The organism is Idiomarina sp. D18 (genome assembly GCF_057748155.1).
On the sequence record NZ_CM173240.1, the window covers coordinates 729,888 to 755,543 of the forward strand.

At 47.2% G+C, this 25,656-nt stretch carries 23 protein-coding genes; 10 read left to right on the forward strand and 13 right to left on the reverse strand.

Going from position 1 to position 25,656, the window contains the following annotated elements; translation table 11 throughout:
* The first annotated feature begins 38 nt into the window (after positions 1–38).
* From AC3AP5_RS03490 to AC3AP5_RS03505, 4 genes are all read left to right on the forward strand, one after another.
* A complete protein-coding gene (locus AC3AP5_RS03490) occupies positions 39–1,115 on the forward strand; it encodes an MBL fold metallo-hydrolase (protein WP_272977258.1) in 1,077 nt (358 codons plus the stop codon).
* Positions 1,116–1,225: 110 nt separating this feature from the next.
* Entirely contained in the window at positions 1,226–1,621 is a 396-nt protein-coding gene (locus AC3AP5_RS03495; protein ID WP_272977257.1) for a hypothetical protein, read from the forward strand.
* 3 nt (positions 1,622–1,624) lie between these two features.
* Entirely contained in the window at positions 1,625–1,966 is a 342-nt protein-coding gene (locus AC3AP5_RS03500; RefSeq protein WP_272977256.1) for a helix-turn-helix domain-containing protein, read from the forward strand.
* Positions 1,967–1,997: 31 nt separating this feature from the next.
* Entirely contained in the window at positions 1,998–2,846 is an 849-nt protein-coding gene (locus AC3AP5_RS03505; RefSeq protein ID WP_286682436.1) for a TraB/GumN family protein, read from the forward strand.
* Positions 2,847–2,850: 4 nt separating this feature from the next.
* Here the strand turns inward: AC3AP5_RS03505 and AC3AP5_RS03510 are convergent, their stop codons facing one another.
* The gene (locus AC3AP5_RS03510) at positions 2,851–3,855 is read right to left on the reverse strand and encodes a helix-turn-helix domain-containing protein (RefSeq protein ID WP_286682435.1); all 1,005 of its coding nucleotides are present in this window, start codon (positions 3,853–3,855) and stop codon (positions 2,851–2,853) included.
* Complete coding sequence (locus tag AC3AP5_RS03515) at positions 3,833–4,744, reverse strand: GGDEF domain-containing protein (RefSeq protein ID WP_286682434.1); 912 nt, start codon at positions 4,742–4,744, stop codon at positions 3,833–3,835. Before AC3AP5_RS03515 ends, AC3AP5_RS03510 begins: the two co-directional genes overlap by 23 nt.
* A gap of 313 nt (positions 4,745–5,057) precedes the next feature.
* On the opposite strand from AC3AP5_RS03515, the gene AC3AP5_RS03520 reads away from it, so the two are divergent.
* Both AC3AP5_RS03520 and AC3AP5_RS03525 read left to right on the forward strand, forming a co-directional pair.
* Positions 5,058–7,481 carry a TonB-dependent receptor gene (locus tag AC3AP5_RS03520; RefSeq protein ID WP_286682465.1) on the forward strand — a complete coding sequence of 808 codons (2,424 nt, stop codon included), beginning with the start codon at positions 5,058–5,060 and terminating at the stop codon, positions 7,479–7,481.
* Between the two features lie 24 nt (positions 7,482–7,505).
* Complete coding sequence (locus tag AC3AP5_RS03525; RefSeq protein WP_286682433.1) at positions 7,506–9,299, forward strand: phytase; 1,794 nt, start codon at positions 7,506–7,508, stop codon at positions 9,297–9,299.
* On the opposite strand, the gene AC3AP5_RS03530 is transcribed toward AC3AP5_RS03525, so the two are convergent.
* From AC3AP5_RS03530 to AC3AP5_RS03540, 3 genes are read right to left on the reverse strand one after another with little or no spacing between them, the layout of a single operon-like run.
* Positions 9,296–11,167: an EAL domain-containing protein gene (locus AC3AP5_RS03530; RefSeq protein ID WP_487327011.1), complete on the reverse strand. Its 1,872-nt coding sequence runs from the start codon at positions 11,165–11,167 to the stop codon at positions 9,296–9,298. The two genes, AC3AP5_RS03525 and AC3AP5_RS03530, sit on opposite strands and share 4 nt — an antisense overlap.
* On the reverse strand, positions 11,160–11,741 hold the full coding sequence (locus tag AC3AP5_RS03535) for a heme NO-binding domain-containing protein (protein WP_487327012.1): 582 nt from the start codon (positions 11,739–11,741) through the stop codon (positions 11,160–11,162). Before AC3AP5_RS03535 ends, AC3AP5_RS03530 begins: the two co-directional genes overlap by 8 nt.
* Positions 11,742–11,749: 8 nt before the next feature.
* On the reverse strand, positions 11,750–12,166 hold the full coding sequence (locus AC3AP5_RS03540; protein ID WP_487327013.1) for a YqaA family protein: 417 nt from the start codon (positions 12,164–12,166) through the stop codon (positions 11,750–11,752).
* Between the two features lie 105 nt (positions 12,167–12,271).
* Here AC3AP5_RS03540 and AC3AP5_RS03545 point away from each other — a divergent pair, with 105 nt between their 5' ends.
* Positions 12,272–12,481, forward strand: coding sequence for a YgaP family membrane protein (locus AC3AP5_RS03545; RefSeq protein ID WP_071462482.1), 210 nt, complete (start codon positions 12,272–12,274; stop codon positions 12,479–12,481).
* 14 nt (positions 12,482–12,495) lie between these two features.
* Here AC3AP5_RS03545 and AC3AP5_RS03550 read toward each other — a convergent pair whose 3' ends face one another.
* Both AC3AP5_RS03550 and AC3AP5_RS03555 read right to left on the reverse strand, forming a co-directional pair.
* Positions 12,496–12,726: a helix-turn-helix domain-containing protein gene (locus AC3AP5_RS03550; RefSeq protein ID WP_287832152.1), complete on the reverse strand. Its 231-nt coding sequence runs from the start codon at positions 12,724–12,726 to the stop codon at positions 12,496–12,498.
* A 129-nt stretch (positions 12,727–12,855) separates the two neighbouring features.
* Positions 12,856–13,326: a DUF4199 domain-containing protein gene (locus AC3AP5_RS03555; RefSeq protein ID WP_487327014.1), complete on the reverse strand. Its 471-nt coding sequence runs from the start codon at positions 13,324–13,326 to the stop codon at positions 12,856–12,858.
* A 119-nt stretch (positions 13,327–13,445) separates the two neighbouring features.
* On the opposite strand from AC3AP5_RS03555, the gene AC3AP5_RS03560 reads away from it, so the two are divergent.
* Positions 13,446–13,988 (forward strand): DUF6436 domain-containing protein, encoded by a 543-nt coding sequence (locus AC3AP5_RS03560; protein ID WP_487327015.1) that lies wholly within the window; start codon positions 13,446–13,448, stop codon positions 13,986–13,988.
* On the opposite strand, the gene AC3AP5_RS03565 is transcribed toward AC3AP5_RS03560, so the two are convergent.
* Positions 13,970–14,911, reverse strand: a complete 942-nt coding sequence (locus AC3AP5_RS03565) for a D-2-hydroxyacid dehydrogenase (protein ID WP_487327016.1) — start codon at positions 14,909–14,911, stop codon at positions 13,970–13,972. The genes AC3AP5_RS03560 and AC3AP5_RS03565 overlap by 19 nt on opposite strands.
* A gap of 171 nt (positions 14,912–15,082) precedes the next feature.
* Between AC3AP5_RS03565 and AC3AP5_RS03570 the strand changes: the two genes are divergently transcribed.
* Positions 15,083–15,319 carry a FeoA family protein gene (locus AC3AP5_RS03570; RefSeq protein WP_286682426.1) on the forward strand — a complete coding sequence of 79 codons (237 nt, stop codon included), beginning with the start codon at positions 15,083–15,085 and terminating at the stop codon, positions 15,317–15,319.
* Positions 15,320–15,349: 30 nt separating this feature from the next.
* On the forward strand, positions 15,350–17,167 hold the full coding sequence (gene feoB, locus AC3AP5_RS03575; RefSeq protein WP_290614256.1) for a ferrous iron transporter B: 1,818 nt from the start codon (positions 15,350–15,352) through the stop codon (positions 17,165–17,167).
* 5 nt (positions 17,168–17,172) lie between these two features.
* Here feoB and AC3AP5_RS03580 read toward each other — a convergent pair whose 3' ends face one another.
* The 5 genes from AC3AP5_RS03580 to AC3AP5_RS03600 are packed head-to-tail and all read right to left on the reverse strand — an operon-like array spanning position 17,173 to position 25,655.
* Complete coding sequence (locus tag AC3AP5_RS03580; protein ID WP_487327017.1) at positions 17,173–19,020, reverse strand: cellulose synthase subunit BcsC-related outer membrane protein; 1,848 nt, start codon at positions 19,018–19,020, stop codon at positions 17,173–17,175.
* Positions 19,010–20,170 carry a cellulose synthase complex periplasmic endoglucanase BcsZ gene (gene bcsZ, locus AC3AP5_RS03585; RefSeq protein ID WP_487327018.1) on the reverse strand — a complete coding sequence of 387 codons (1,161 nt, stop codon included), beginning with the start codon at positions 20,168–20,170 and terminating at the stop codon, positions 19,010–19,012. The genes AC3AP5_RS03580 and bcsZ overlap by 11 nt, the downstream gene beginning before the upstream one ends.
* Before the next feature lie 3 nt (positions 20,171–20,173).
* Positions 20,174–22,408 carry a cellulose biosynthesis cyclic di-GMP-binding regulatory protein BcsB gene (locus AC3AP5_RS03590; protein ID WP_487327019.1) on the reverse strand — a complete coding sequence of 745 codons (2,235 nt, stop codon included), beginning with the start codon at positions 22,406–22,408 and terminating at the stop codon, positions 20,174–20,176.
* The gene (bcsA, locus tag AC3AP5_RS03595) at positions 22,405–24,921 is read right to left on the reverse strand and encodes a UDP-forming cellulose synthase catalytic subunit (protein ID WP_487327020.1); all 2,517 of its coding nucleotides are present in this window, start codon (positions 24,919–24,921) and stop codon (positions 22,405–22,407) included. The genes AC3AP5_RS03590 and bcsA overlap by 4 nt, the downstream gene beginning before the upstream one ends.
* A complete protein-coding gene (locus AC3AP5_RS03600) occupies positions 24,906–25,655 on the reverse strand; it encodes a cellulose synthase operon protein YhjQ/BcsQ (protein ID WP_487327021.1) in 750 nt (249 codons plus the stop codon). Before AC3AP5_RS03600 ends, bcsA begins: the two co-directional genes overlap by 16 nt.
* Position 25,656 lies beyond the last annotated feature (1 nt).

Here is a 25,656-nt window from a genome sequence, read left to right on the forward strand (position 1 = left end):
CGATGATACAACGCATAATAATCATCAGATAATCAGCTATGAGCCGCGTTTTATTTGTTTTTTCTTTTATTGTTTTATTCGTTACCGGGTGTACCTCGAATACTATTCAAGTGATTAATTCGGAACAACAAATAGAGCATCCGAATGACCATCGTTTTGAAAACCTAGATCCCGGTGAAAAACAGTATCCTGCTACGTGTGAAACGGACTGCTACCGTGAGCGTGCCGATATTCAATGCACTGATGAAGCCTGCCGTTACACGGGACCTTATTTACAATCTTCATATGATGAAGCCTTCAAGGTAACGTGGTTCGGGCATGCGCTTTTTCAAATTGAAACACCGAGTGATGCGACGATAATCACCGATCCAGTTTTTGATGAATTTGATTGGCCCATTAATTGGTTGCACGCTTGGTTTAATGGTCAGTACCGTTCTCATCTGCCGAATTTATCGGTTGAACAGGTAAGTCAAGCCGACGCTGTTTTATACTCCCACCTGCATTATGATCATTTTAATAAATCGGATGTCGAGTCCATAGGTGACCATCCTAGCTATCGTGTGCCATTGCGTATGGGGGAAAAATTCCCTGCAATAGGGGCACACATTACCGAAATGGGTTGGTTTTCTGAGGACACATTGAGTAATCAAACGCGGGGTACGACTATTACCGCGTTACCCGCTCATCATTTTAGTAGTCGTACCTACGTTCCATTTATATATGAAGATAATGAGCGCGTTTCATGGAATGGTTGGTTGATCGAGAGTCAAGGTAAAACATTATTTTATGCGGGTGACACCGGCTATTCTGAGCACTTTCGTGATATCCACGAGCGCTATGGTGCAATCGACGTTTGCTTACTCCCGATTGCTTCCTATTATTCGCCGACCAGCCCTAAGTGGTATCGCTATGTGCATATGACGCCTGAGGATGCCATTACTGCTGCCAATGAACTCGAGTGCCAAGTTATGATTCCGTGGGGCTATGGTAATGCCAGTTGGGGAATGGGCGATGTGTCTTCTCATTCAGCGCTAACACGCTTCTTGAATATGCTTGAAGTGATGCCGCTCAAAGCCAAAGTCATCGTGCTTGATGAGCATGTGTCAGCAAGGTGACAGTGGCCTGTCGTATGCCTGACATATGACTGCCACGCGCCTGGCGTAGGCACTTCTGCATTCGACTGCTAGTGTTCTTCCTGCAATAAGGCGATTAAAGGATATTTCACATGAAAGGGTCATTACTAAAAAAATTACACTTAAATTTTGAATTTAAGTTTGAGTACGAAGGGCATGTTATTGAAGCACGTGCCAGTGGGATTTCAGCGAAAGAAGAAGTATTTGTTGATGGCGAGTGCGTAAGTAGTCGACGCAATTTTGGCTTATCAAGCACTCACGAATTTTTGATTGAGGACGAGACATTTAAAGTACATTTTGATGTAGGTGGCTTTTTATTATCAACCATTCGTTGCGACTTATTGTTGGGTGACGATGTGGTTCGAACCGAGTCGCAATCGTCGTTAAAGGGCCAAAAAGGCTCATGGAAACTGATTTTATCGTTCTTTGTGATTGGTTTGGCGGCTGGCTTTTTGAGCGCAAAGCTGGCGCTTTGGTTGCTGGGGTAGGTTATGCGTATCAATCAAGACAAAGTAATCGCCTGTCGCTCACAATGGGACTGGACGCAACAACAACTCGCCGACGCATGTGGTGTCAGCTTGCGTACAATCCAGCGGGTCGAGCGCGACGGTATTGGCTCAAAAGACACCGTGCAGGCACTGTGTGCGGTATGCCAACTCGCACGCGAGGAGTTGGTCGAGGATGCCGACAACAGTGTGCGGAGTGAACCTTCCACCGAACAAACCAATCATACACAGCGACCAACCTGGCTCGATGCGCTGCCACTCTTGGTGACTTTGGTGGTGGGAATGTTTATTGGTGTGGCATTAATCTTATTCATTACCCAACGCTGATCGCAAAGAATAAAAATAAAGGATACATATCATGAAATTAAAAATCGTCATCGTTACGTTATTAGCATTGCTCTGGAGTACGCTCAGCTCGGCGGAGGTCTTTTATAAGGCCGTGCAGGGCGACAAGACACTTTGGATCATGGGTACGGTGCATGCCGCGAAGGGAGACGGTTTTGCACTTTCTGACCAGGCACAAGATGCACTGGCTCAAAGTGAAGTGATCTGGATGGAAGTAGCACCAGAAAAATTAAAGAATGCACAAGCGGCGTTTATGGCTCATGCGATGCGCTCACAAGGCACGCTAGAAGAGAACGTTGATAGTGAAACTTGGCAGGCGTTTACACAGGTCGCTCAACAATATGGCATCCCAGAGCAAAACCTCAACCCACTCAATGCCTGGTTCGCACAAATTGTGTTAGTTGCTACTGCAGTTAACCACGCAGGCTATGCGCAAGAGGCGGGCGTCGAAAGTAAAATTGAGCAATTTGCAGATGCCAACAGCGTGCCTATTAAAAGTTTGGAAACAGTTGAGCGTCAGATCAATGCGTTGGTGCAGGCGCAAAGTGATGTAGGTGAGCAAGAGATTATTGAGCAAACGTTGACTGAAATTGACCAGGTTAATGAGGTTCTAGATGGCATTATCGCTAGTTGGCAGCAGGGCGACTTAACCGCACTCGGCAAGCTATTAAACGACTCAATGCCTCCGCAAATGGCTGAAGAACTGCTCTATAAACGTAACCGCGAATGGATCGCTAAACTCGCCACAGATAACCAAAGCGATAGCGCGTTTATCGCGGTCGGTGCGGGTCATCTAGTGGGTGATGAGGGCGTACTGACGCTGCTTGAGGAAACCGGATACCGTGTCAGTGAGGTGGACTAAACGCTTAAAAACTGGCGAGCCAGCGTCGGCGGGCTCGCCTGAGGTTGTTTGCGTGGCTGTAGCCAAGTTTAGCGGCGAGTTCCGCTTGCGTGTGCGGTTTAGCCTCTGAGTGGTAGAGGAAATATTTCAGCCGCGCATAGTCTGCCAGTCGTTTAAAGTTCATGCCTTGTGAGGCGAGTAGTCGCTTACACGTCGAAGCACTCATGTTGAGGGCGCTGGACAGTTCCTCCAGTGATGATTCATCCCCCTGCTTTGCTTTCTTTAACATCCAGGAGAGCGCTTCAGTTAGGGGGGCCTGGGTGTTTAGGGTTTCATGTTGCAGTTCGGCAAATGATCGCGCCTGTTGAAAGTTATTGGCAGAGGCTGTTGGATTATTTGTCGGTAAGTGATGCATGGGCAACGAAAGACATGGAATAGGGCGCGAGTCGATAGTGCCTATCCACGTTTGCCAGCTGACGGGGAGGCTATCGGGATTATGTACGCCGATTCGCCAATCGGACAAATTAACTTGGCAATTCCGAGCTATATGTATTACCAACGCCAACATCAATTTGTCGCATGCGTCACGGAATGTTTTATTGTGTTTACCGGACAGCCCCGAAACGGGAAGCCAGTCTATGTGAAGGCGTTGCTGTAACCGCTTAGGGCGTACCAGTATAAAAGGGTGCAACAACGTTTGATAGCGCAGAGAGTATAGTAGTGCAGCGCTAAATGTGTTGGCGTAGCGAATGCAATCAAACGCGGGACACAGCCTTTGCTGGTGCAGGGATTGAACGACTAGGGGCCAGAGCTGCGCATCGCCGATCAGCTGTTCTGCCGCTGTAATAATATACGCCAGATCCTGCTCACTACAGCGTCCTGCTGAAGGCTTGATTTCAGCATCAAACACGTGCGTGCCTTTAAGCAGTTGATGAGGACTCACACCGCGCCGCTCGGCGATAGGCAGTAGTGCTTTAAGCAGCGGTCGAGCAATGAGCTCGCGTGATTTAATGATGGGCTCGCGACGCATCGGCAATAATCGCTTCTGGTTGCTGCAATAATTGTTTCATCGCGTGTTTCGGAGACACCTCATTAACACGTCTTACACGTGTTTTTATCGCCATATAATGGGGTAAGGCAAGTTGTTCCCGCAGCATTTCTGCCAATAGTCGAATCAGGCTGAGCGCTTCAGGACAGTCGGTTGCCGGTAATAGTATAAGAAACTGATCACTGTGGTAGCGACATAGGCAGTCGCCGGGACGCAAGTACAAAGCGGTCAGCTCACTCACTTTGTTCAGTAGAAGGTCGCCGGCCTGCATGCCCATCTCTTCATTGTAACGAGCGAATGCCTGTAAGTTGATACTCGCCATCACCACGTGTTGGCGATTGTGTTTGTGCAGTGCAAGCTCACGCTCAAGCACTTTTTCAAAGTAGGGGAGTGTGTATAACGTCGTGAGTGGGTCAACCCACTCATGGGCACGTAAGTGTTTCTCTCGGACACTGAGTTGACGACGCACTTGGCGCTGCTCTTTTATCCACTCAGCGGCACCAAATCCGAGAATCACTAAACCGAAAGGTTGTGGTAATGATTCTAGCCAACTCATGAGCCGCAGCGCTTCTGGATAGCTGAAAAACTCATCCAGCAGATCCAGTGATAGTGAAAAAGTCAGTACACAGCCGCCCCAAAAAAACAGTCGGGTGACAGCCCCATCGAGTCGCTGCGTCACAATCAGAACCAAGCCGACCAAGACAATCAATAAGGTCGAAAACTCACCGATAATGTCAAGCGGATCGATAGCGGAACGGGGTTTGAGGGAGCCGACTTGACTGGCAAGCAACAGTGAGACCGCGAGTATGCACATCATGAAAGGCAGGCGCCAGTCATAAACCATGCGAGATAAAAGCGTATTGCGCGACATACCTGAGCTCCATGCAGTGCCTATGCACATGTTTAAGTTACAGGAGCAGCATGACATTTACATGACAGAAACGTCACTTAATTGAGCTGTTCGGACTGCAATCCGAACAGCTCATCGCAACCTGTTCGTGGCACATAAAATGACATGTTAGCCACCTAGAGTATGTGCCGACCATTCACCACCAGGGCATGAACATGATGAAAAAACTTACCTCGTTTATTGTGTCGCTGCTGCGCTTAGTGGTACTTATGCAGCTGCACAAACTCAGCAGACGGAATCCAATACATCAAAACAGCAAGCACAAGACGCACCCATTGAAGAGGTACTCACGATTGGCTACCGCGAGTCCGTTAAACAGGCCGTTCAGCAACAACGTGATGCAGGCGGTATCATCAACGTTCTAAAAAAAGATGATATGGGCAAATTGCAAGACGACAGCGTGAGTGACGCTCTGCAGCGTATGCCGGGTTTGTCGGTAGAGCGCGACCAGGGTGAAGGGCGGTTTATCCGTATTCGTGGTTTGGCGCCGGATCTGAACTCTGTGTCTTACAATGGCACCTCATTAGCGGCACCCGAAGCGGGCCGTCGCGCAGTTGCGCTGGATGTGATCCCATCTGACTTGCTTGAATCGGTTGTTGTCAGTAAAACGCTGACGCCGGATATTCCTGCAGGTAGCTTAGGTGGAAATATTGAACTTAAGAGTATGACGGCGTTTGATCGCGAGGGTGCTTTTTACTCGCTTTCATCGGAGCTGGGTTATAACGCACAAGCGAGCGAGACCAACCCGAAATTCTCAGCAGTAGCCAGTAATACCTTTGACATCGGCGACAAACAAGACAGTTTGGGTATCGCTATCGCAGGTAGCTATCAAGATCGTTCATTTAGCACGGATAATGTTGAAACAGGTGGCAATTGGGATTTTGATGAGCCCGGTTTAGAAGAGTTCGAACAGCGTGCTTATCAAGTTACACGAGAGCGAACGGGCTTGGCATTAAATCTTGATTACCGACCAAGTGATACGTCGCAATATTACCTACGTTCGCTGTATAGCAAGTTTGCAGATACTGAAATTCGCCAAGGGATTATCACTGAGTTTGAAGATCCGCTCGCTGAGAATACTGCAAGCGCTGGTGAAGTCACCCGTGAGCTTAAAGATCGCAAAGAGACGCAGGAAATACAGGCCTACATGATAGGTACTGAGCAAACGTGGCAAGATTGGCAATTGACAATAGAGCTCGGTACCAGTGAAGCGAGTGAATCGCAACCGTTTGCGATTGGTGGGGCTCAGTTTGTGCAATCGTTTGATGACGGCTTGGGCTATCGAGGTGTTGAACAACTACAATTACTCGCCCCTGATAGGGCTTATCAAGCTGAGGGGTATAACATCGATGAAGTTGAAGTCAGTGATGCGTATACCGAAGAGAATGCAGATAGCCTGAAAGTTGATTTGGCTTACGACTGGCTACAACCGAGTTACCAAGTCACGTTCAAAGGCGGTATGCGTATCAGTCGGCGCGAGAAAACCGCTCGTGAGGATATCTTCATTGTTGAAGATTTTGATGATTTAGGGGTTTCGGCACTTACCCTTGCAGATTATGCAACTAGCAACGTTGACTATGGCTTTGACCGATTTGGTCCGGGTATTTCCGCGGCTGCGCTGTGGGGAACATTAAATACGTTAGTGTTGACTGACTTCCGTGATGAGGTGGAGTCACGTATTGCACAGTATCAGATCGATGAAGATATTAATGCCGCGTATTTTATGGCTGATGTGAATTCGGGTCCATGGCAGGTGATCGCTGGAGCACGCTATGAACACGAGCAACGTGATGCGCGCGGAACTCGTTATAATGATGAGTTGAATGAGTTCTCGCCAGAGTATGCCGAATTCAGCGATGCTCAGTGGCTACCGAGTTTAATTGGTCGTTATGAGCTGAGCAACTCGACAATTGTACGCATGGCTTATAGCACGGGTTTGGTGCGTCCTAGCTTTGAACAAATCCGTCCGAGCTATTTTGTTGAAAATGACGACGGTGATATTAAAGCTGAATTTGGTAACCCTGCACTCGAACCCTTGACTTCACGCAACCTCGATCTGGGGATTGAACACTACGATGAAACCTTGGGTGTTATCTCTGCCACCGCGTTTTATAAATCGATTAAAAACTTTGTTTATGAAGCGGATATTGCGGGTCGTCCTGGTTATGAATCATTTGACGAGGCGGTGACTTACATTAATGGCGATGACGCTTACGTCGCTGGTTTAGAGTTTAACTTAGTGCACCAGTTCAGCGGTTTTAATAACTGGTTAGATAACTTTCTGATTAATACCAACCTGACTTTTACCGATTCTGAAGCAACGGTTGATTGGCTGGATGATGGCGAACTTATGGAGCGTGATATTCCGTTGCCGAGTCAGTCGGATACCACGGCAAACGTTGCGATTGGCTATGAAACACAACAGCTGAGTCTGCGGTTGGCGGCGAACTATAAATCGAAGTACCTCGCAGAACTGGGCGATGTTGAAGATAGCCGCTATGACATTTACGAAGACGACAATCTCACTTTGGACTTCTCGAGCAAATGGCTGATCAGTGACCAGATCAGTATTAATTTTGCCGTCAATAATATCACTGACGAAGCGTACTTTGTTTACACCGGCGACAAGCGCTACAACGCGCAGTATGAATCTTATGGTCGCAGTTACACCTTGGGTGTGCAGTGGGTTAATTGGTAAGCAACCAGATTAGAGAGATTAAAAATGAATTTATTTAAAGTAGCAGTACTCAGTGCATCCATGTTATTGGCTTTTCACACTGGCAGCGCTAAAGCTAACGAACGACACCGTGAGATTTTACCCGACAACTCGGTTTTAAAGGTGACCAGTAAGGGCATTACTCGCGGCGAACAACAGCTGATTGCAGGCGATTTTTATCATTTGAAACATTATGTCTTAGGTGAGCGTGAGTCGATATTGGCAGCGATGGAAGGCGATACCCAAGAGCTGTTTGTATGGCGTTATCATCAGGGACGTTTACTGCCTTTATATAAAGGTGAGATTGAAACACGAGTGGTCGAAGATCTGTGCTTCTATGACAGTGCCGAGAACAGTCAGTTATCGCTGTTCTTGATTGGAGGCCGCGGTGGCGCAGAACAACGTTTGTTAAGACAAGATGAAACTTGGTTGAAAGAGCCGATTACGATTCGTGATTTAAACGTGCCCTACGATTCAACTGCCTGTGCGGTCGACTCGCAGCGTGGAGTGCTCTATGTCGCTGAATCCGATCAGTCGGTTTGGGCTTATAATGCTGAACCCGAAGCAGAGGAAAAACGTCACCTAAAAGCGGTACGTGCCCCTTTTGGACATATTCAAGGTGAAATAAAAGCACTCAGCGTTATGCAGGATGGCCGTTTACTGGCGCTGGAGGAGGCACCTGCGCGGTTACTTAAGATTTCGACTCAAGAAGATACGCTAGGCGAAACCGAGGCACAGCTCATTTCTACCACGCACGAATATCAGGATATTTCTCTGTTGCCGGATGCACGTGTATTGCTGACACGAGAGGCGGGCGACCATATGGTTGAAGTTGGAGTCGTGCAAGGCGATGCCGAACGGCATACCCCGGTGAAACCCATCGCGCAAGTGGCAGCAACGCTTGAAACTGAACCGTCACCGCGTCGTGGCGACGCGATTGATGACCCAGCCATTTGGGTATCACCTAGTGCGGCCGAGGAAAGTCTCATTTTAGCAACCGATAAACGGACTGGACTCTACGTTTATTCAATGAACGGTGAAATAGTGCAGCACTTAGCCGTCGGTCGTTTGAATAACGTGGATGTCAGAGGCAACGTGGCAGTCGCTTCGCTGCGCGACAACAACAGTCTTCAGTTCTTCGATATTAGTCAAGCTGGCGAAGTCAGCATGGCGCAACAGGTGAGTACTGATCTGGATGAGATATACGGTCTGTGTATGGGCTATGAAGAGCACACCGATAGACTATCAGTTTATGTAAACGGCAAGTCAGGTCGCATTCAACAGTTTTGGATCAAGGGCGCTGATGACGTTAAAAAGGTCCGCGAAATGTCTGTTCCTTCTCAGCCGGAAGGGTGTGTGGTTGACGATAAAACACAACGGCTGTTCGTTGGGGAAGAGGATGTTGGCATCTGGCTATTTGATGCGGCCATTAATAGTGCTGAACAGGGCGAGTTAATCATCAAGGCCACTGATGTCGCCGAAATTGTGCCTGACATCGAAGGTTTAGCGTTTGCGCAATACAATAACGAGACGCTGCTGTTTGTGTCGAGCCAGGGCAGTGATAGCTATGTGATTTTTGATGCTGAAGCGCCTTACACGTTGCGTCATCACTTCCGAATTCGAACGAATGTTGAGTTAGGGGTTGACGGCGCGTCTGAAACGGATGGGCTTGAGGTCACCACACAGTCTCTTGGAAAAGGGTTTGAGCAGGGCGCGTTAGTTGTTCAAGATGGGCGCAATCGGATGCCCGAAGCGGGACAAAACTTAAAGTTAGTCCCACTGCAGACGGTACTCGACTAGTTGCGATGTTGTGATACTTGAGCGATAGCCTGCTTTGCGGGCATCGGGCGAGCAAGTAAAAAGCCTTGAATCGCCATATCACCGATATTATTGAGGAAGTTGAGCTCTTCGACTTCCTCAACGCCTTCAGCGACGACGGACAGTCTGAGCTGTGTGGCTAACTCATAGACTGTCTTTATGATTGCGGCTTTTTGTTCATTTTCATGCAACTTAGCGACAAAACTCCGATCAATTTTGAGCGTGTCGATGGATAAACTACGTAAATAACTCAATGATGAGTAACCGGTACCAAAATCATCCAAGGCAATTCTTACGCCATTGTGGCGGAGTTTATCGAGTTGCAAGGCAGCACTTTTAAAACTCTCGACCAGCGTTGATTCGGTTACTTCGAGTTTTAATCGCTGCGGGTCGACACCTGCACCTTCAAGTTTAGCTAATACATTATCGGCGAAGTAGGGATCTTCAAGCTGTATCGCTGAGACGTTGACGGCGATATAAAACGGATGATTGCGCAGTGCGTTATTCTGCCATGTTTGAATGGTCTCGATGGTGCGGTCTAAGATTGCATAGCCCAATTCTCGCATCAGTCCCGAGTCTTCAGCGATGGGAATAAACTCCCCCGGTGATACAATGCCGAGCTCGGGGTGCCGAAATCGCGCAAGCGCCTCGAACCCAATAAGTTGTTTGGTTTTTCCTGCGTAAATTGCTTGATAATCCGGTGCCAGTGCATTTTGCATTAGGCTACGTCGTAGCTCTTGCTCGACTTGAATACGTCGACTGTCTTGGCTTATGTGCGATTCAGTAAATATACAGGTTTGACCTAATTGGCGTGCGCGCCTTAAAGCGGACCAAGCATAGTTGATAAGTTGTTGTGACTGCTCGATACGGAGCATCGATGAAGCGACCGCGCCGACGGCGACTTCAAAGCGCGTGTCGTCTTTAAACGTGTTGTGAGTATTGGCACAGTTGTCACGTATTTGCTGGCATACGTCCTCAATGGTTAATCCGCTGTGGGTTAACTCTGACTCGAAGCCCATGACAGCAAAGGTTATGGCGCTGAGCTTACTCGCTACTAGGTGTAGACCATTGACATGGTTCAGTCGTTCTTGAATCACAGGATACAAACGAGCATTACTGGCATGCTCGCTTGCATTGAGTATCGCATCGATATTTTCAACCGTTACATAAATCAAAAACAGTGGTTGTTGCTCATCAAGCGCATCCTCGACACGTTCACGTAAGTAGCGCTCATTGGGCATGCCAGACTCTTGGTCAAAGATACGCATAGCGGATATATCTGTCTGTGTTCCGGCGACGATTGAACATTGCTGTTCATTATCTTTCTGACAAACGCCGCGGCACAGCATCCACCGATATCCGTGGCGCGTGGTTTTGACGCGATATTCGACATTGAGATGTTCAGATTCGCCTTTGCGTAAGCCACGAATAGCATTGCTGAAGCGCTCGCGATCAGCAGGATGAATTTGTTGATACCAAAACTCAGGCGATTGGGTATTAGCGTCGTGCGGGAGTTCAAGCATTGAGTACCAACGACCTGATAGTGTCAGTTCATCGTTTGCAATATCCCAAATCCATACTCCATCATTTGAGCCCGCTAAAATCAGATCAAGTAACGAAGTACGTTCTTTCACTTTGTCTTCGAGTTGCTCATTAAGTGACTGCATATCAGTCAGTGAGCGGCGTACGTTCTCCAATAGAAAGTTGACCAGTAACGCAAGTTTTTGACCTTCAGTATCTTGTGTATCAACGCTTACGTGAATATCGAAGTTGTTATCGATGGTGTCGCATAACTGGTCCGCTATTTGAGTAATAACTTGGCGTAACGATGGATGATGAGTATCAGCCATGAACCACCTCCTGACGTTTATTCGGCCAAGTTATTATGAACTCACAATGCACTGCGCCCTTATGCATGCAACAGGGCTCGTCGAATTCAATCTCATCGCCATACAGCGAGGCGACTTCAAACGCGAGGGCTTGATATAGACGACAGAGACCATTAGGCGATCGGTAAATCACTCTGACTTTACCGGGCTCGATGGGGGAGGCAGAAAACTTGTCATTAACATGTTGTCGTTCCTCTTGCTGCTTTAACCCCGAGGCCATGACAGCATGAATGCGTGCTTGTCTGAGTAGGAAACCTTCGGAATCGTCTGCGATTTCGAAAAATCGAGGAAACAAAGACCGCGCCTTTTTAAGAAATGCCGAGGCGTAAAGGGCATAGACTTCGTTTTCGGTAAAGCCTGTCTCTTCAACCGACGCGGCAATTAATCGAAGACACTCGTCATCGCTGTAGTTTTTATCAATACGGTAATTTATTGATGGGTCGACATGGGCTGTTTTTAAAACACGTTGCTTAAGTTCATCGCCACCTTTTTCTTCGAGTAACTCGAGCAATACTTGCTGAATGATACCTATCATATTTATCCCTAAACGCTGCTGGCTACTACGGCATAACGCGCCACTTTTCCCACAGACACTAACAGCAAAAATAAACCAAAATTAACCCTAGATAAACCGGCAAAAAGGGTTAATGGATCACCAATGATCGGTAACCAGGCAAAAAGTAAGGTCCAACGACCGAATTTCAGAAAGATCGCTTCAGCCCTTATCAGATTTGCTTTATAGAATTTTAAGCGAGTCTGCATAAAACCTCGGTGGAGTAGGTAGCCGATCACGTAATTGATAACTGAACCTAAGACATTTCCGACCGAAGCGATGGCAACCGTCGTCACCACTGGCCAACCGTTTTTGATTAATCCAATAAGCACTAACTCGGACCCCATTGGAAATAAGGTAGCGGCTATGAGGGAAGAGAAAAATAGAGATACGTAGCCTGCGAGCATTAGAGCGCACTTAGGATAAGAAGATTTATGGCGCTTATTTTACTTGTAAACTGGTGCAATTGATATTATATATAAAAACATAATGTAATTTAAAGAGGTATTACCATGAGTGTTGAAAAAGCGGTTACGGCATTTGCTGGCATCATGATTCTTTTGTCTGTGGCACTAACGGTATGGGTCCATCCAGGATTCGTGTGGTTGACGGTATTTGTCGGGGCTAATTTATTACAGCAATCGTTTACCGGGTTCTGTCCTGCCGCGATCTTTTTTAACCGCGTACTAGGATTAAAAACCGAGCGCGAGCTGGCAAAATAAAATCGCGAGGGTGTTTAATAACCACCCTCGATAAGCCATTTTTCTGAGGTGCGCAGCTCTATCGAGATCTGCGTTAGTAGCTTGCGCGAAGGGGAGCGGCTGCCGGACTCAATTTGGGTGTATTCAGGTTCGCTTACGCCTAACTTCTTAGCGAGTTGAGTCATTGGAAGCATCAGTGTCTTGCGGCGTTGTTTAACGCGACGTGCAAAATCTTTAGCGATGAAATTTGACTTAATTGATGACATCTTTACCTCTACTACAATACAACTGAGCTATGGTTACGCGCCTGAGTCCTAAAGGATCAACAGGCGCATTACGATGGCAAAACTATTTGTCAGAGATAAGACGCTTTTTTGAAGGTTTAGTTGCGTGTGTTACTTGTCTTTTGAGCGTAAAAAGAAAGCGACAATCGCACTGGTAATTAGCCCCAAACCAATGGCTCCAATAATTGCCTGAAAAATATACGCAGTGAGGGTAAAGTACTCTTGCGCTCGCATATGACTCATCATGCCAGATGTCACGGCGTGATGACGCATATTGTCGAAAAACTCAGGTGATATAGTGGTATGAAATATGAGTTGCACCAAGGGCGCTAAAATAGCCACCACGAGTGTAAGCTTAACGCCGCTAATAAAACCGGTCAGCCAAGTCATTTTTTGCTCGGGTAAACTCTGTTTTTTATCGCGTAGCGCGAGAACGTAAATGGCGATAGCGATAATTGCGAAGATATTTGTTAGGAAGAAATGGTACTCGATATTTTGATGGTGCAAGCCAGCGAGTCGCTCAACCGTCAACCAGAGCAGCATTGCGATACTAAAAATAATACCCCATTTGAGCTCTTTCATAACTCAGTCCTTTGTTAATTTTTTGTGAAACACATCAATACTATAAGCCATTAATTGGCTTCGCGATAAGTATAAATTATGCCAAAATAGATTGGTCTTTTATCGTTGGATCTATCGGTTTGAATAAAACACGGATTAAACTTATTGCCATAGCCGTCAGCGCACTGGTGCTGGTCATCGCGCTGAGTAGTTATTTGCTGTATCAGCCGTTAATGTGGTTCGATCAATCTGGGCAGTTGCAGGCACAAGTCGCGCAGGGACAAGTCGGCGAACGCCTCGGTCAGTGGCTTCGTCAGAAGGGTTATAAAACAGACTCACGCGTTTTTCATGTGATGGATACCCACTGTATGTGTAATTGGCGAACAGAAGCCCACAAGCAAGTCGTTAAGCGTAAAGTGAATGACAGCAATGGCACCAATGTCGAACTATCGCTTAACGAGTTGCCGATGCTTAGGCACTTTTTGCCCGCAACGCCTGCCGTGATTATTTTCGATGCCAACAGTGAGTTAGTTTACTTAGGACCCTACGCAGACGGCGCGTTTTGTAATACCGAAAGCAGCTTTATTGAACCGCTTATAAAGCGCGTTGGAGCGGCGGCTGCACCGCTCGACTCTGGTTGGGTGAATACTGTTGCTCGCGGATGTTATTGCCCATCGTCCTGAAGAAACTGACGCAAGTTACTGGCACTGATATTGATAATTGCTTGGCGTGCTTCGGGTGCTAACCACGCGGAGTGAGGCGTGACGATTAAGTTAAGTGGTTCGTTAATCGCATCGAGTAGGGGATTGCCGTTGCGAGGTGGTTCTTCCGATAGTACGTCGACTGCTAATCCCGCGATGACGTCGTTTCTTAAAGCCTCAACCGCATCGTGTTCATTTACGATCCCACCCCGAGCGGCGTTCACGATGAGTAGTTCCGGTTTGCAGTGCGCTAAATTGTTACTGTTTAATAGGTCTTTCGTATCATCGGTTAATGGGCAATGAAGTGAAATGACGTCCGCTTCGGGTAGTAAACTATCGAGGCTAGGGCGTGGGTCGTTTTTTTTGCCGGGTCGAGCCGCTATCGATACTTTCATGCCAAAGGCTCTTGCTAAGGATTCCACGGCTTGCCCCAACTCACCATGACCGACTATAACCAAGTGTTTGCCGGCTAACTGAACCACCGGAAAGTCATTTAAACAGAAACGAGATGCAGTTTGCCACGCACCTGAGGCAACGAGCTGATGATATCGTTGTGCTTGTGTCGCAAGATTAAGCATTAGAGTGAGCGTGTGTTGAGCCACACTCGCGGTTCCGTAAGCTTCAACATTAGCGACCTTAATGCCGCGTGCTTTAGCTGTGTCGTGATCGACATTGTTGGTGCCCGTGGCGAGAATGCCTATCCACTTGAGTTGAGTCGCAGACCGTAGCGTTTCGTTATCAAGCACAACTTTATTGCTAAATACGATATCGGCATTTTGGATACGTTCCATCACTTGCTCAGCAGTGGTTTCATTGAATACTTGCCAGTCATCCAATTGTGCTGCGATGGGTTGCCAATCGACATCATTGCCTAAGCTAGCTGCGTCGAGTACGACTCCTCTCATTCTACACTCCAATTAGTTAGCTTGCTAAGTTGTACGTTTGGCTTTACGACTCGCCTAATAAGCCCTGCCAGACTGCGTTTTACCACATTAGATAGGAACTTGCTTTGGATCAAGCAATCTATTGAAGATAATCTTAATATTTATGATAATAGTTCTCATTCGGGAGGGCGTATGAAAACACTTTGGGAATTAAAAGCTAAGCAAGCGGCTGTCGTTGAAACAATTAACTCGCAGCTGACAGTATCGGTTATTAGCCGATTGCAAGAAATGGGATTCAGTGAGGGACAACAAGTCGTGTGCGTCCGCCGCTCGCCCTTTAAAGGTCCTTTGGTGGTGCAAGTCGGTGATTGTGTTTACTCACTCGAACAAGCGGTTGCTGAAAAAATTAATCTTGCCTTGGCCAGTTAAGCCTATCATTTAAAACAACTTGGGTCGTATATGGAACGCATTGTCTTAGTGGGGAAACCCAACTGTGGTAAGAGCTTGTTGTTCAACCAATTAACCGGCTTACGACAAAAGGTCGCAAATTTTCCCGGTGTCACCGTCGAGCTGAAGACGGGTCAGTTTGATCAGTTTGAAGTGGTCGACTTTCCTGGTACTTATTCACTACATAGCCTATCAAAAGACGAAGAAATCGCTGTCGAAAAGTTAAACCTCGCTGTAGACGATGATGATACGCAACTCGTCGTATGTGTCTTAGACGCGGCGCGACTTGAGCGTAGTTTAGTCTTTGCACTTCAAGTTCAAGCTTTGGCGCGTAAAAATAACAAAGCCGTCGTTTTTGTGCTGAATATGATCGATGAGGTTGAGCGTTATGGTTTGAATATTGATATCAAAGCGTTGCAAAAGGAACTTGGTGCGCCGGTCTACGCGCTCTCTGCAAAAACGCTTAAGGGCGTTGCCGCCTTTAAGGAGGCTTTGCCAAGCTTGGCGAAACAAGCACAAGCGCCTACTGAGCTAAACATTCAGCTTGGGGAGCAAAGAAAATTCATCGAGCGCGCGCGTGAGATTAACGCGGAGTATGGTATTCGCTCCGATGTGGTGCTAAAAAATCAGAACCGTATTGATACCTTTCTGCTGAATAATGTGCTGGGTGGTATTGCGTTTCTAGCGATTATGTTTTTCTTATTTCAAAGTATTTTTACTTGGGCGCAGCCACTCATGGATGGTACCGAGGCGGCAATAGGTTGGATCGCCAGCACACTAACGGGAGTGATAGGACCAGGTATCGTTTCTGACTTTTTAAATGATGCTATATTTGGCGGCGTCGGCGCGTTTTTAGTGTTTGTTCCGCAAATCATGGTTTTGACGCTTATTATTGGTGTATTAGAGGATAGCGGCTATTTGGCGCGAGCCGCGCTCATATGCCATAAGCCATTGAGTTTATTTGGTTTGTCTGGGCGTAGCTTTATCCCCTATTTATCGGGGCATGCGTGTGCTATCCCTGCAATTATGGCGGCACGTACCATTGAGTCGCCACGCAAACGCCTGATTACGATGCTCACCATTCCTCTGATGTCGTGCTCAGCGCGATTGCCAGTATATGCCTTACTGATAGCCGTGCTTATTCCAAAAGATGCAACGTTTTTAGGCGTGTTTGACCTGCAGGGTGCTGCCTTTTTTGGGCTGTATTTCTTCGGGATTCTGATGGCACTCGTCGTGAGTACCTTGATGAACGTGTTTACGCGCAAAAGCAAAGAACTCAAAGACATGCCGTTTATATTGGAACTGCCTTCGTATCGCTTACCGCATTGGAAACCGCTATTTCAACGCGTTATTAACAGCGGCTTGCAATTCATCAAACGCGCGGCGCCGGTTATTTTTGTTATTTCCTTATGCTTATGGACGTTGGGCTATTTTCCTCAAGGGGCAGGTCTAGAAAACTCACTACTGGGTAAAATTGGTCATTTTATTGAGCCTATCTTTGAACCGCTGGGTTTAGATTGGCGCTATGGCGTGGCGATGATCATGTCGTTTTTAGCGCGTGAAGTGTTTGTCGGTGCGCTGGGCACGATGTTTGGTATGTCGGGTGCCGAGGAAAACATTGCCGGCTTAGCGGCGCAGATACAGGCTGATGGATTAACGTTAGGTGCCGGCATTGGCTTGCTGTTATTTTATGTTGTTGCATTGCAATGTGTTGCAACGGTCGCGATGTTACGTGCTGAAACAGGTAAAAGTCGAATCGCATGGGGGTTATATGCAGGCTACGGCATTTTAGCTTATCTCATTGCTGTAATCGCAGCCCACATTTTTTAATGAAATTAAAAATCAACGTAACGTGAGGGTGGGTTCGGCGGTCTGAATGCGTTCCCATCACCGTCAAAGTGGTATCGAAAATACAGTTGGTAATTGTTAGGTGTGTAGAACTCTGAACGATCGATTTGTGCGTTTAAGCCCACACTCCAGTGATTAGTTATCCGATACTCAAAGGCAGCACGAAAACTGCGCCCGAAGCCACCACCATCTGGGTTGCCCGTGTGAATCGGATTGCCAGCTTGTTGTTGCAGTTCGTCAGAGGTGGGATAAAAAGGAGCATCATCCAGACGACTAGTGGATTGGCCGAATGAGGCACGTAAAATATATGAGAAACGGTCGATTCGACCATAAAACTCAATCGGCAAACTCAACGACGCGTAATGCGCTGGGCTATAGTAACCGCCGTGACCAAAAGTAGTCTCACCGCGGTTTTTATCGAATCCCCAACTTAGGGCAGTAAGTCCTGAGGTGAACGCAAAGGCTTCCGTATCAATGATACGAAAATAAGCACCGGTATAGGCATACCACTGTTTATTACTATCAACATTGCGCCCGCCGTAATGGTTGATACCAAAGTTAGACCACCATCCCATAAAACCGCCTTGATCCCAATTGAGGCTGCCTCCTAACCCCTGGCGCACAACGGGTCCCCAATGCCGGGTTGAGAAAGGGTCTTGTTGACCCGAGAAGGTTAAGACCGACGTTGTTTCGATGCGCCGTTCGGCACCGACACTCCAGCCAAACTCACCTAAATCACCACTGTATTCAAGACCGCCGAGTAGCTCCGTTTGGTCAAACCCTAACGGACTCACACCAATATCTGCGTGCCAAGTGGTGTTATCAAATGCGATGCCTATAGAAGCACCCCGTTCGATTAGATTTGGGAGAAAACCCTGGTTGCATTCGTCGGTTTGGCATAAAAGTCCCGTACCAAAGCGATCTTTCTGGAAGGTATTGCTTAGATCGAACTCGCCTGCCTGAGTATCAAAACCATCGACCTTTACAGTCCAAATCCCTGTATCAGTAGGGTGACGATATTCTAATATCAAAGTGTCACTTGCAAATGACGTATTCCCGTCAACTGAATCACGCTCATTCCGCAAAAAGCCCACCGTCAGATAGGGGCCTTGGTTCTCTGCCAAGGGTTCAGGGCTTGCGTCCTGAGTACGAGTGGGAACTGTGTTGGACGTTGCGCTGCTGCGGTCTAATAGCGTGTTATCGCTAATGATAGGTGTATAGGTCACGGTGCGTGTCAACGCGGCTTTAGGTGTTGTCTTTTCCTCTTCTCGGCGAGCCGGTGCAGGGGCTGGCTCAACGGGAGATTGTGTTTCTGTTTGAGCCGCTTGGGTAACGACCTCACTCCGACTTTGCTGTATCGATGCGAGAGTTTGCCAATCGCTTCGGTAGGGCTCTAAAGCAGGGATGTTATCAAACACTTGTTGATAGAGCGTTTTTGCTGCTTCGAGCTTGCCCGTCAGCATATTTAGTCGAGCTTGCGCAACAAGTGACTGATAGGGAGGTTGAGCAATTTTAATCCGCTCTGCACTGCGTTTAGTTGCTTGGCTATCAGGCGCCACTTCGCGGAGTAACGTGAGCAGTGTGTCTGCTTCAGTGAATTCGTTCTTGCTTAATGCATTGATTAACCGGTATTCGATGGCGCGTGGATGATTCGGTGCCGTCCGTTGCAACTGCTCAATAAGCCGATCTCGGTGATAATTTCGACCAGCAGCTTCTGCTTCTTCTATTCGCTTGAGCAGGATATCCACCGCATCAGAGGCTTGTGCATAAACAGGTGAGGACGCTAGCATTAACTTGACGGCGCATACAAAGGCGACAAAGACATTAATTCGCATGACAAGCCTTATTCTCTTGATGTTTAACCCAAAAAAGATCGAGCGTTCCATCTGGATTAACGTCAAAACACTGCTGATAGGCTAACCCAAATAGAATGAGTACGTGATCGTAATAATTGTTGGCGTAGTTAGAAACAGGCGTCGTTTCGATACGTTTGAGTCCGCGCTGATAAGCTAACGGTGCAGACTTTTTAAAGTAGGGAAGCAACATAGCGGAGAAGCCGATATTTGCGTCACCTTCGGCTGCGCCGGTTAACCAGTTTAACGTTTCTGGAGGCTGCGGTTGCGCCTGACTTTGATGTGCCATTGTGAGGTAGTGTTCGAGTAGACGCTGCTGTGGATCAAGTGCAAACCAATAGTAACTGCGAATAGCGTCATAACTCCCTTTTGCTTCATCGCTATTTAAAATTTCTCCACTATTTGAAATAACCAGCCAATCCGCTACAACCCCACTGGGATTATATGTTTTCATAAAGCGCTGCTGTGCTTGGCTCAGCGCTAACCATCGGGCGTCACCGCTGAGTTCAAATAAACCATCAAGGACAAACAGAGGCGCATAGCTCGGATTAACCGTAATGCTATCAGATGAAGAAAATCCGACGGGTGCAGGTAGCAGTAATAATTCCCCCCGATGGTAAGTGACCGCCTCACGCATTAAGCGTGCCGTAAGTGCTTCTGCCGTCTCACGGTATTCCGGCGTTTGCCAAACGTCAGCCGCGTGATAAAGCGCGTAAATTAATAAAATATCGACATCAGTGGCGGAATTTGTGTCAAGTACTGTCCATGTATCAGCGCTAAGATCATGCCCCCATTGCCAAGCGGGGAGGTGACTGTGAAGATCACCGTCAGCTAAGTTGTTTTCGGTCCAGGCAAGTAGTTTTGCGAAGCGCTCGGGCTGATTAGCAAAGAGACTAAAAAGCATGCTGTAGACTTGCCCTTCAGAGGTGCTAATCAGCGCCTCACTACTGCGGTCGATAACGCGAAACTGTGCATCAATAAAGTCTTCATTAAAGCGTTGCCAGTGATGACGATATTGCAGTGTCGACTTCGTTGGCTGCCATTGCTCACTTGTTTGTTGCTGAGCGCTATCGCAGCCGCTCAGCAAAACAGCAGATAGGGCAAAAATAAATACTTTACAGAATCTTTGCATTATTTAACTCGCCTGCTTGCGTTTAGCATTGCTTCTCAGCCAGCGATAGATCGCCAGCGCAACTACAAGTACTGCAAACAACACGATGAGTACCAGAATAAATGGATGCTGCGCTGTGTGATATTTAATTTGGTTCCAGAAACTTAAATCGCCCACAAAATAATGCTGCGTCGGTGAATAATGAGTCACTCCTGCGACCGAGACTAGATTTAAGAAACCACGGAATTCCGAACTTTCAGTCGGCGATAGCAAGCGCTGATTTAACATGCCAAGATGTTTATCGGATGTCGCTGTTTGCATCACAACTGTGGACGATGCGTTTAACGGCGATTGGAATGCGACAAGTGCAGCTAATGGACCACTGTTTGCGAGTACGGCGCTGGGATTAGAAAATAGCGCGCCTTGCCCGGCTAATTTGTGCCCTAGCAACTGGGCTTGGAGATTATGGTCTCCAAAACGTTCTAACCAGGCTTGACTTGCTTCTTGACCAAGCACAAGCATATCTTGACTGGCGTCATTGGGTACTTGATCAGCATAGGTTAACGTCAGTTTATAGACAGGATATCCAGTTGAGGCGCTAATTTTGACGATGTTGGTAAAGAATAGCGTGAGCAGTTCTAGGCTGGGTTTCTTATCAATTATCACTAAGGTATTTGATAGGTCATCGTAGCGCGAGAAGGGATACCCTGCTTTAGAGAATAACTGTAAATCCGGCAACTGTGCGTAATGATCGTATCCCACCAAGTCGATAGTACTTGAACCATCGATAGCGCCAACTGATGAGTTTGCAGGCTGTAAGCTACACGCATCACCGACTTGACTAAACTTAAATTGGAACTGCATTTGATTCACTACGCCTAACTTAAATGCCGGCAGTTCAAGGTTGTTACCGCTGAGTAGCGGCGTATCAATAATGGGTACTCGCAATTCACCGTCGCCACTGGCGACACCCTCATCATCGAGTTTAAATGATTTTACGAATTCGTTATTGATGGATACTAAGAGTCGACTGTCGTCGTTATTAACCGGCGGTGTGTAGCGGTATTCTAAGTCGAGTGGAACGCCTGATTTCTGCCAAATAAAGAGGTCCGGCGGTAGACGTAGGGCAATAGATACGGGCGCTGACTTGATGCCCTCGCGCTGAAGCTCACTGGTATCGTTTACGAGCTCAGCGAAAGTGACTTCGCGCTGAGTGGAAATCCAGTTGGGGGCAGCGTAGGGCGCGCGAGGCTCGGCTTGATATTGCTTAAAGACCGCGTAAGCTCCGCTTAAAGAGCCGGCCGACGCAGCCAGCGCTTGTGCCGCGTCGATTAAGCCCGTATCGGTAGGTGCCATAATCGCGAGCACTTTTAACGCGGGGTAAAGCGGGTGATTCATGACCTCGACACGAGGCTCAGTGATCTTCGGAAGTTGACTGAAGGCTGCGGGCCTTTGTGCGTTTGTCATAAAAATAACGGCATGACTTCGCCCCCAAGGTGTCAATAACTCATTGTCCGCAGTTCTTTTCTGCTGATATACCTTGGGTTCAATCGTGAGTTGGCGCCACTGAGTTTCGCTCGCAAAATAACTCGCCAAAATGCCAGCACCGGTAAGCAACTCTTTGGTCTGTTCGGCTGGTAAAAAGAACGGTATTTTGACATTAGTAAAGTCCGAACGATAAAAGAATGGCTCTGGGAAATAAGCTAACTCATTGGCTACAGGTAGCTGTAGATAATTAACGTTTAACTCACTTCCTGATAACACTTCAAACCAAGTGCTACTGCTAGGCGCTCGACACTGTTGACTATTGCTTTGTGCGATCAGTTCAAAGGTCACTCTGTTATAGTCGGTAAACAGTAACTCGGGTAGGTCAATTTGAATAGACTGAATCGTATCTGCATTTTCTTGACTGAGCGATATTGTTTTAACTGTCTCCGAATTAAGTAAAACATTGACTTGGCTCACGTCGGCAAGGATTGCCGGTGAATAGCGGTACTTCAGAGACAGCGTGGCTGATTCAACTAAACGGTCAGCCCGACTCCCAAGGCCGAGCTCTAAGCGAGGATTAAAGCCATCAAGTCGAAGCTGCTGCAATGACGTAAGCGTTTGTAATGGGTATTGAGCCCGATATGTAAGAGCTTTTGCACGTTGTTCGTCGACATTCACGGGAAGACTATCCTGTGCTTGAGCAACATTAGCAAAGACTATTAATCCTAAAATACTTGCCGCAATGAAACCTGCTACTTGACGCATACTCATGATTTTCTCGCCTTTCCTGGAGTCATTGGCAAAAACGATGAGAGTTTTTGCCCAATCCAATGTAAATGTTTAAAAAATGGTAGCAAATAGGGCGCAACTTGTGCCGCTATACGCTGATAGCCTGTTAAACCATATCCCACAACTTCTCTTAAGCTCGCTAACGGCTGTTCCTCTTGGTGTGGCCGCCAACCTAACCACGCATCGAGACGACCGAAGGTCGCCATAACAAACGCTTGCTCCTCTTCTGCAGTGGCAAATCTTAATGCCAGCCCAGCAACATTATTGCGACAAGAGATGACATCAGCTAAAAGCGAGCGGCGCGATGTCGCCTGACGGATATTTATACGCACTGTCTGACCGGGTTTTAGCAGGTGTTCAGACGGTAGAAGGACGCCAACGCCTTGCGCTGAATAATCGCTTAATCTGGCGGCAAAGCTGTGTTCTGATTCCGTTATGATGTGGATCGGTATATCGACCGCCACACGATGCGCTGCGCGCTGTTGTTTGGCCTCTTCGGCGACGGCAACAGCACCGCCTAAAATAATTAAGTTGTAAGTTAGCCATGCCATATTAATGATGACCGTTAGTTGTTGATCATCTTCAATGGTAAAAAATTTATAGATACCAAAAATAAAGCCGAGTAAAGAAATCAGGACCAGCGTGATGTAGGGAGCTGATATTTGCCAATTGAAGTAGTTCTTATCTACCCGCTGACCTTTTGAGGTGACATTGAACTTGCCTTTATGTGGCGCAAACAGAGCCACTGTGGTTGGTTTCAAAATGTACCAAGCAAGAACAGTTTCATACATTTCAGCCCAAAATGAGTGCCGATACTCGCCCTGCTTGCGTGAGTTTGTTAAGTTCGCGTGGATGATGTGAGGAAGCGCGTATACTGCGATCATGACGGCTGGCGCATACACAATATAGCTACCTAACAAAAGGAAAGCGAGAGGTGCTATCAAAAAGACCAAGCGAGGACCGCCGTTAAGAAAGTAAAGCATAGCGTTGCTATAACAGAGGCGTTGGGCCCAGTTGAGACCTTTACCAAGCAGTGGATTATCCAAACGAAAAATCTGTGCCATACCGCGAGCCCACCGCATACGTTGACCAATGTGATCAGCGAGACTTTCTGTTGCGAGTCCGGCAGCAAGCGGAATGTTAAGGTAGGCCGTTTGATAACCACGGCGGTGCATTTTTAATGCAGTATGCGCATCCTCGGTGACTGTTTCAGTGGCAATGCCTCCGACTTCTTCTAACGGCGCGCGTTTTAGCACGGCACATGAGCCGCAAAAAAATGACGCATTCCACATATCATTACCATCTTGAATCAGGCCGTAGAACAACTCACCTTCATTTGGGCGGTTACGAAAAATCGATAAGTTTCTTTCAAATGGGTCAGGCGAGAAAAAATGATGAGGTGTTTGTATGAGCGCGAGTTTTGGATCTTTAAAAAACCACCCCATGGTCATTTGTAAAAAACCGCGAGTAGGCACGTGGTCGCAGTCAAAAATAGCAATGTAGTCGCCATGCGTTTTTGTGAGCGCATGATTGAGGTTACCTGCTTTGGCGTGCACACTATTGGGACGAACGATATAACCCACATCCAACTGAGCGCAAAACTGTTTGTATTCATCCCGTTTACCGTCATCTAATAAATAGACATTGAGCTTATCAGCAGGCCATTCGATGGCCTTCGCAGCCATGATTGTGGGCTTAACGACGGAGAGTGGCTCATTATAAGTCGGAATAAAAATGTCGACTGTCGGCCAGCTATCAGTGTCCTCAGGTAATTGGGCTATTTTTCGCTTGAGCGGCCAAATGGTTTGCATATACCCAAATAGGAGTATGATCCAGGCATATATCTCTGCACACAAAAGAATGAAGCCAAGCGTCCCGTCGAGTGGTTGACTCCAGTTGATAGTTTCGGTTATGCGCCAATAGATATAGCGAGTACTGACAAAAAATGATAGCAGCATCATGACTATCATTGGAAACTGCCCAGCTTGTTTACGCACCCACAAGGCAATGCCCCAGAATATGAGTAATATTAATCCTTGTTGCGCGGCATCCATTGGCAAGGTGAGAACAAAAGTAAGAATGGCGATTCCGATAGCGAGCAGCCCCAAGTTGATTCTGCGCCGGCTTTTTACTAAAGGCTCTAAAGGGATCGTAATGAAGTTCATCACGCGATTAAAGGCGGTACCAATAGGTTTTAACCAACGTGTGTAACGAGCCTTGGGCTTGCGTGTACGAGGCGCAGAAGGCTCGGGTGTTTGGTAAACAAAAAGTAGCCAGATTAGTTGGATTAGCCAACGTAACGGATCGAGTAAACGAAAACTTTTTTGTCCCAGTTGCGGCATCCAATATGAAAGACCTTGATCGTTCAAATCAAGGTTTTTAGGGCGGTTCAGCAGCGATACATCGGTGATTAGCACGATCAGAAACGAAAGACTGGCTAATCGAGAGTTAGACTGACGTAGCTCACGCCACTGATGAGTTAAGCGCGGGAACATCGCTGTGCGACCCAAGTGGCTAGTTCAGAAAAGTCAGCATTAGCGCTTGCGGCAACACTGTACTCATAACAACTTTGTTGTGTCGCAAGCGCTTCAACCAAATGTTGGTCACGCATGATGCCCACATTCGCGGTGACTTTGTCGCTCAGTTCATGATTAATTATATCGCTAATATCGCGACTAAGTTCGAGTTGTGGGGCTATGGCATTTTCTAGAAACACAAATGCATCAGGGACATCGCTATCCAGTCCTGTTGCTTGGATAAACGCTTGCATACGTGGATAAACGCGCGGCTCTGGTTGCCAAACGCACAGGTGAAGGTCAACGTGTTCTATCAGCGCCTGATACAATCGTATCGATTGGCTGGGTAGGTTGATAATAACTAATGTTTCTGGGTCGTCACTTAACCAGCTGAAAAATCGGTGAGGATTATATTCAATCAGCGAGGTGAGCTCTTCAAATTGATCGTGAACGTAACCCAGTGGAAAAAAGATTGCGCCAAAATCACTGCGAAAGGCACACTCTCGACTATCGTTTGTGTTGTTGATATAACTTTTTGCCCAACCACCTTGCTGCTGGATAGGCATCCCATACCAAAGCCGTAAATCGTTGTGCGGACAAAGATCAACAGCGATCACTTTGTTATCTTTTCTTAGCAGGGCATTGCTTAAGTTGGCAACTATAGTCGTTGCCCCTGCACCCGAAAATAGACTTTGCACGGTGATAATAGCCAAT

What these genes read in the sequence shown, in the direction of transcription:
- AC3AP5_RS03490 (WP_272977258.1), top strand. Translation starts at nt 39, where the DNA reads ATGAGCCGCGTTTTATTTGTTTTTTCTTTTATTGTTTTATTCGTTACC.
- AC3AP5_RS03495 (WP_272977257.1), top strand. Translation starts at nt 1,226, where the DNA reads ATGAAAGGGTCATTACTAAAAAAATTACACTTAAATTTTGAATTTAAG.
- AC3AP5_RS03500 (WP_272977256.1), top strand. Translation starts at nt 1,625, where the DNA reads ATGCGTATCAATCAAGACAAAGTAATCGCCTGTCGCTCACAATGGGAC.
- AC3AP5_RS03505 (WP_286682436.1), top strand. Translation starts at nt 1,998, where the DNA reads ATGAAATTAAAAATCGTCATCGTTACGTTATTAGCATTGCTCTGGAGT.
- AC3AP5_RS03510 (WP_286682435.1), bottom strand. Translation starts at nt 3,855, where the DNA reads ATGCGTCGCGAGCCCATCATTAAATCACGCGAGCTCATTGCTCGACCG.
- AC3AP5_RS03515 (WP_286682434.1), bottom strand. Translation starts at nt 4,744, where the DNA reads ATGTCGCGCAATACGCTTTTATCTCGCATGGTTTATGACTGGCGCCTG.
- AC3AP5_RS03525 (WP_286682433.1), top strand. Translation starts at nt 7,506, where the DNA reads ATGAATTTATTTAAAGTAGCAGTACTCAGTGCATCCATGTTATTGGCT.
- AC3AP5_RS03530 (WP_487327011.1), bottom strand. Translation starts at nt 11,167, where the DNA reads ATGGCTGATACTCATCATCCATCGTTACGCCAAGTTATTACTCAAATA.
- AC3AP5_RS03535 (WP_487327012.1), bottom strand. Translation starts at nt 11,741, where the DNA reads ATGATAGGTATCATTCAGCAAGTATTGCTCGAGTTACTCGAAGAAAAA.
- AC3AP5_RS03540 (WP_487327013.1), bottom strand. Translation starts at nt 12,166, where the DNA reads ATGCTCGCAGGCTACGTATCTCTATTTTTCTCTTCCCTCATAGCCGCT.
- AC3AP5_RS03545 (WP_071462482.1), top strand. Translation starts at nt 12,272, where the DNA reads ATGAGTGTTGAAAAAGCGGTTACGGCATTTGCTGGCATCATGATTCTT.
- AC3AP5_RS03550 (WP_287832152.1), bottom strand. Translation starts at nt 12,726, where the DNA reads ATGTCATCAATTAAGTCAAATTTCATCGCTAAAGATTTTGCACGTCGC.
- AC3AP5_RS03555 (WP_487327014.1), bottom strand. Translation starts at nt 13,326, where the DNA reads ATGAAAGAGCTCAAATGGGGTATTATTTTTAGTATCGCAATGCTGCTC.
- AC3AP5_RS03565 (WP_487327016.1), bottom strand. Translation starts at nt 14,911, where the DNA reads ATGAGAGGAGTCGTACTCGACGCAGCTAGCTTAGGCAATGATGTCGAT.
- AC3AP5_RS03570 (WP_286682426.1), top strand. Translation starts at nt 15,083, where the DNA reads ATGAAAACACTTTGGGAATTAAAAGCTAAGCAAGCGGCTGTCGTTGAA.
- feoB (WP_290614256.1), top strand. Translation starts at nt 15,350, where the DNA reads ATGGAACGCATTGTCTTAGTGGGGAAACCCAACTGTGGTAAGAGCTTG.
- AC3AP5_RS03580 (WP_487327017.1), bottom strand. Translation starts at nt 19,020, where the DNA reads ATGCGAATTAATGTCTTTGTCGCCTTTGTATGCGCCGTCAAGTTAATG.
- bcsZ (WP_487327018.1), bottom strand. Translation starts at nt 20,170, where the DNA reads ATGCAAAGATTCTGTAAAGTATTTATTTTTGCCCTATCTGCTGTTTTG.
- AC3AP5_RS03590 (WP_487327019.1), bottom strand. Translation starts at nt 22,408, where the DNA reads ATGAGTATGCGTCAAGTAGCAGGTTTCATTGCGGCAAGTATTTTAGGA.
- bcsA (WP_487327020.1), bottom strand. Translation starts at nt 24,921, where the DNA reads ATGTTCCCGCGCTTAACTCATCAGTGGCGTGAGCTACGTCAGTCTAAC.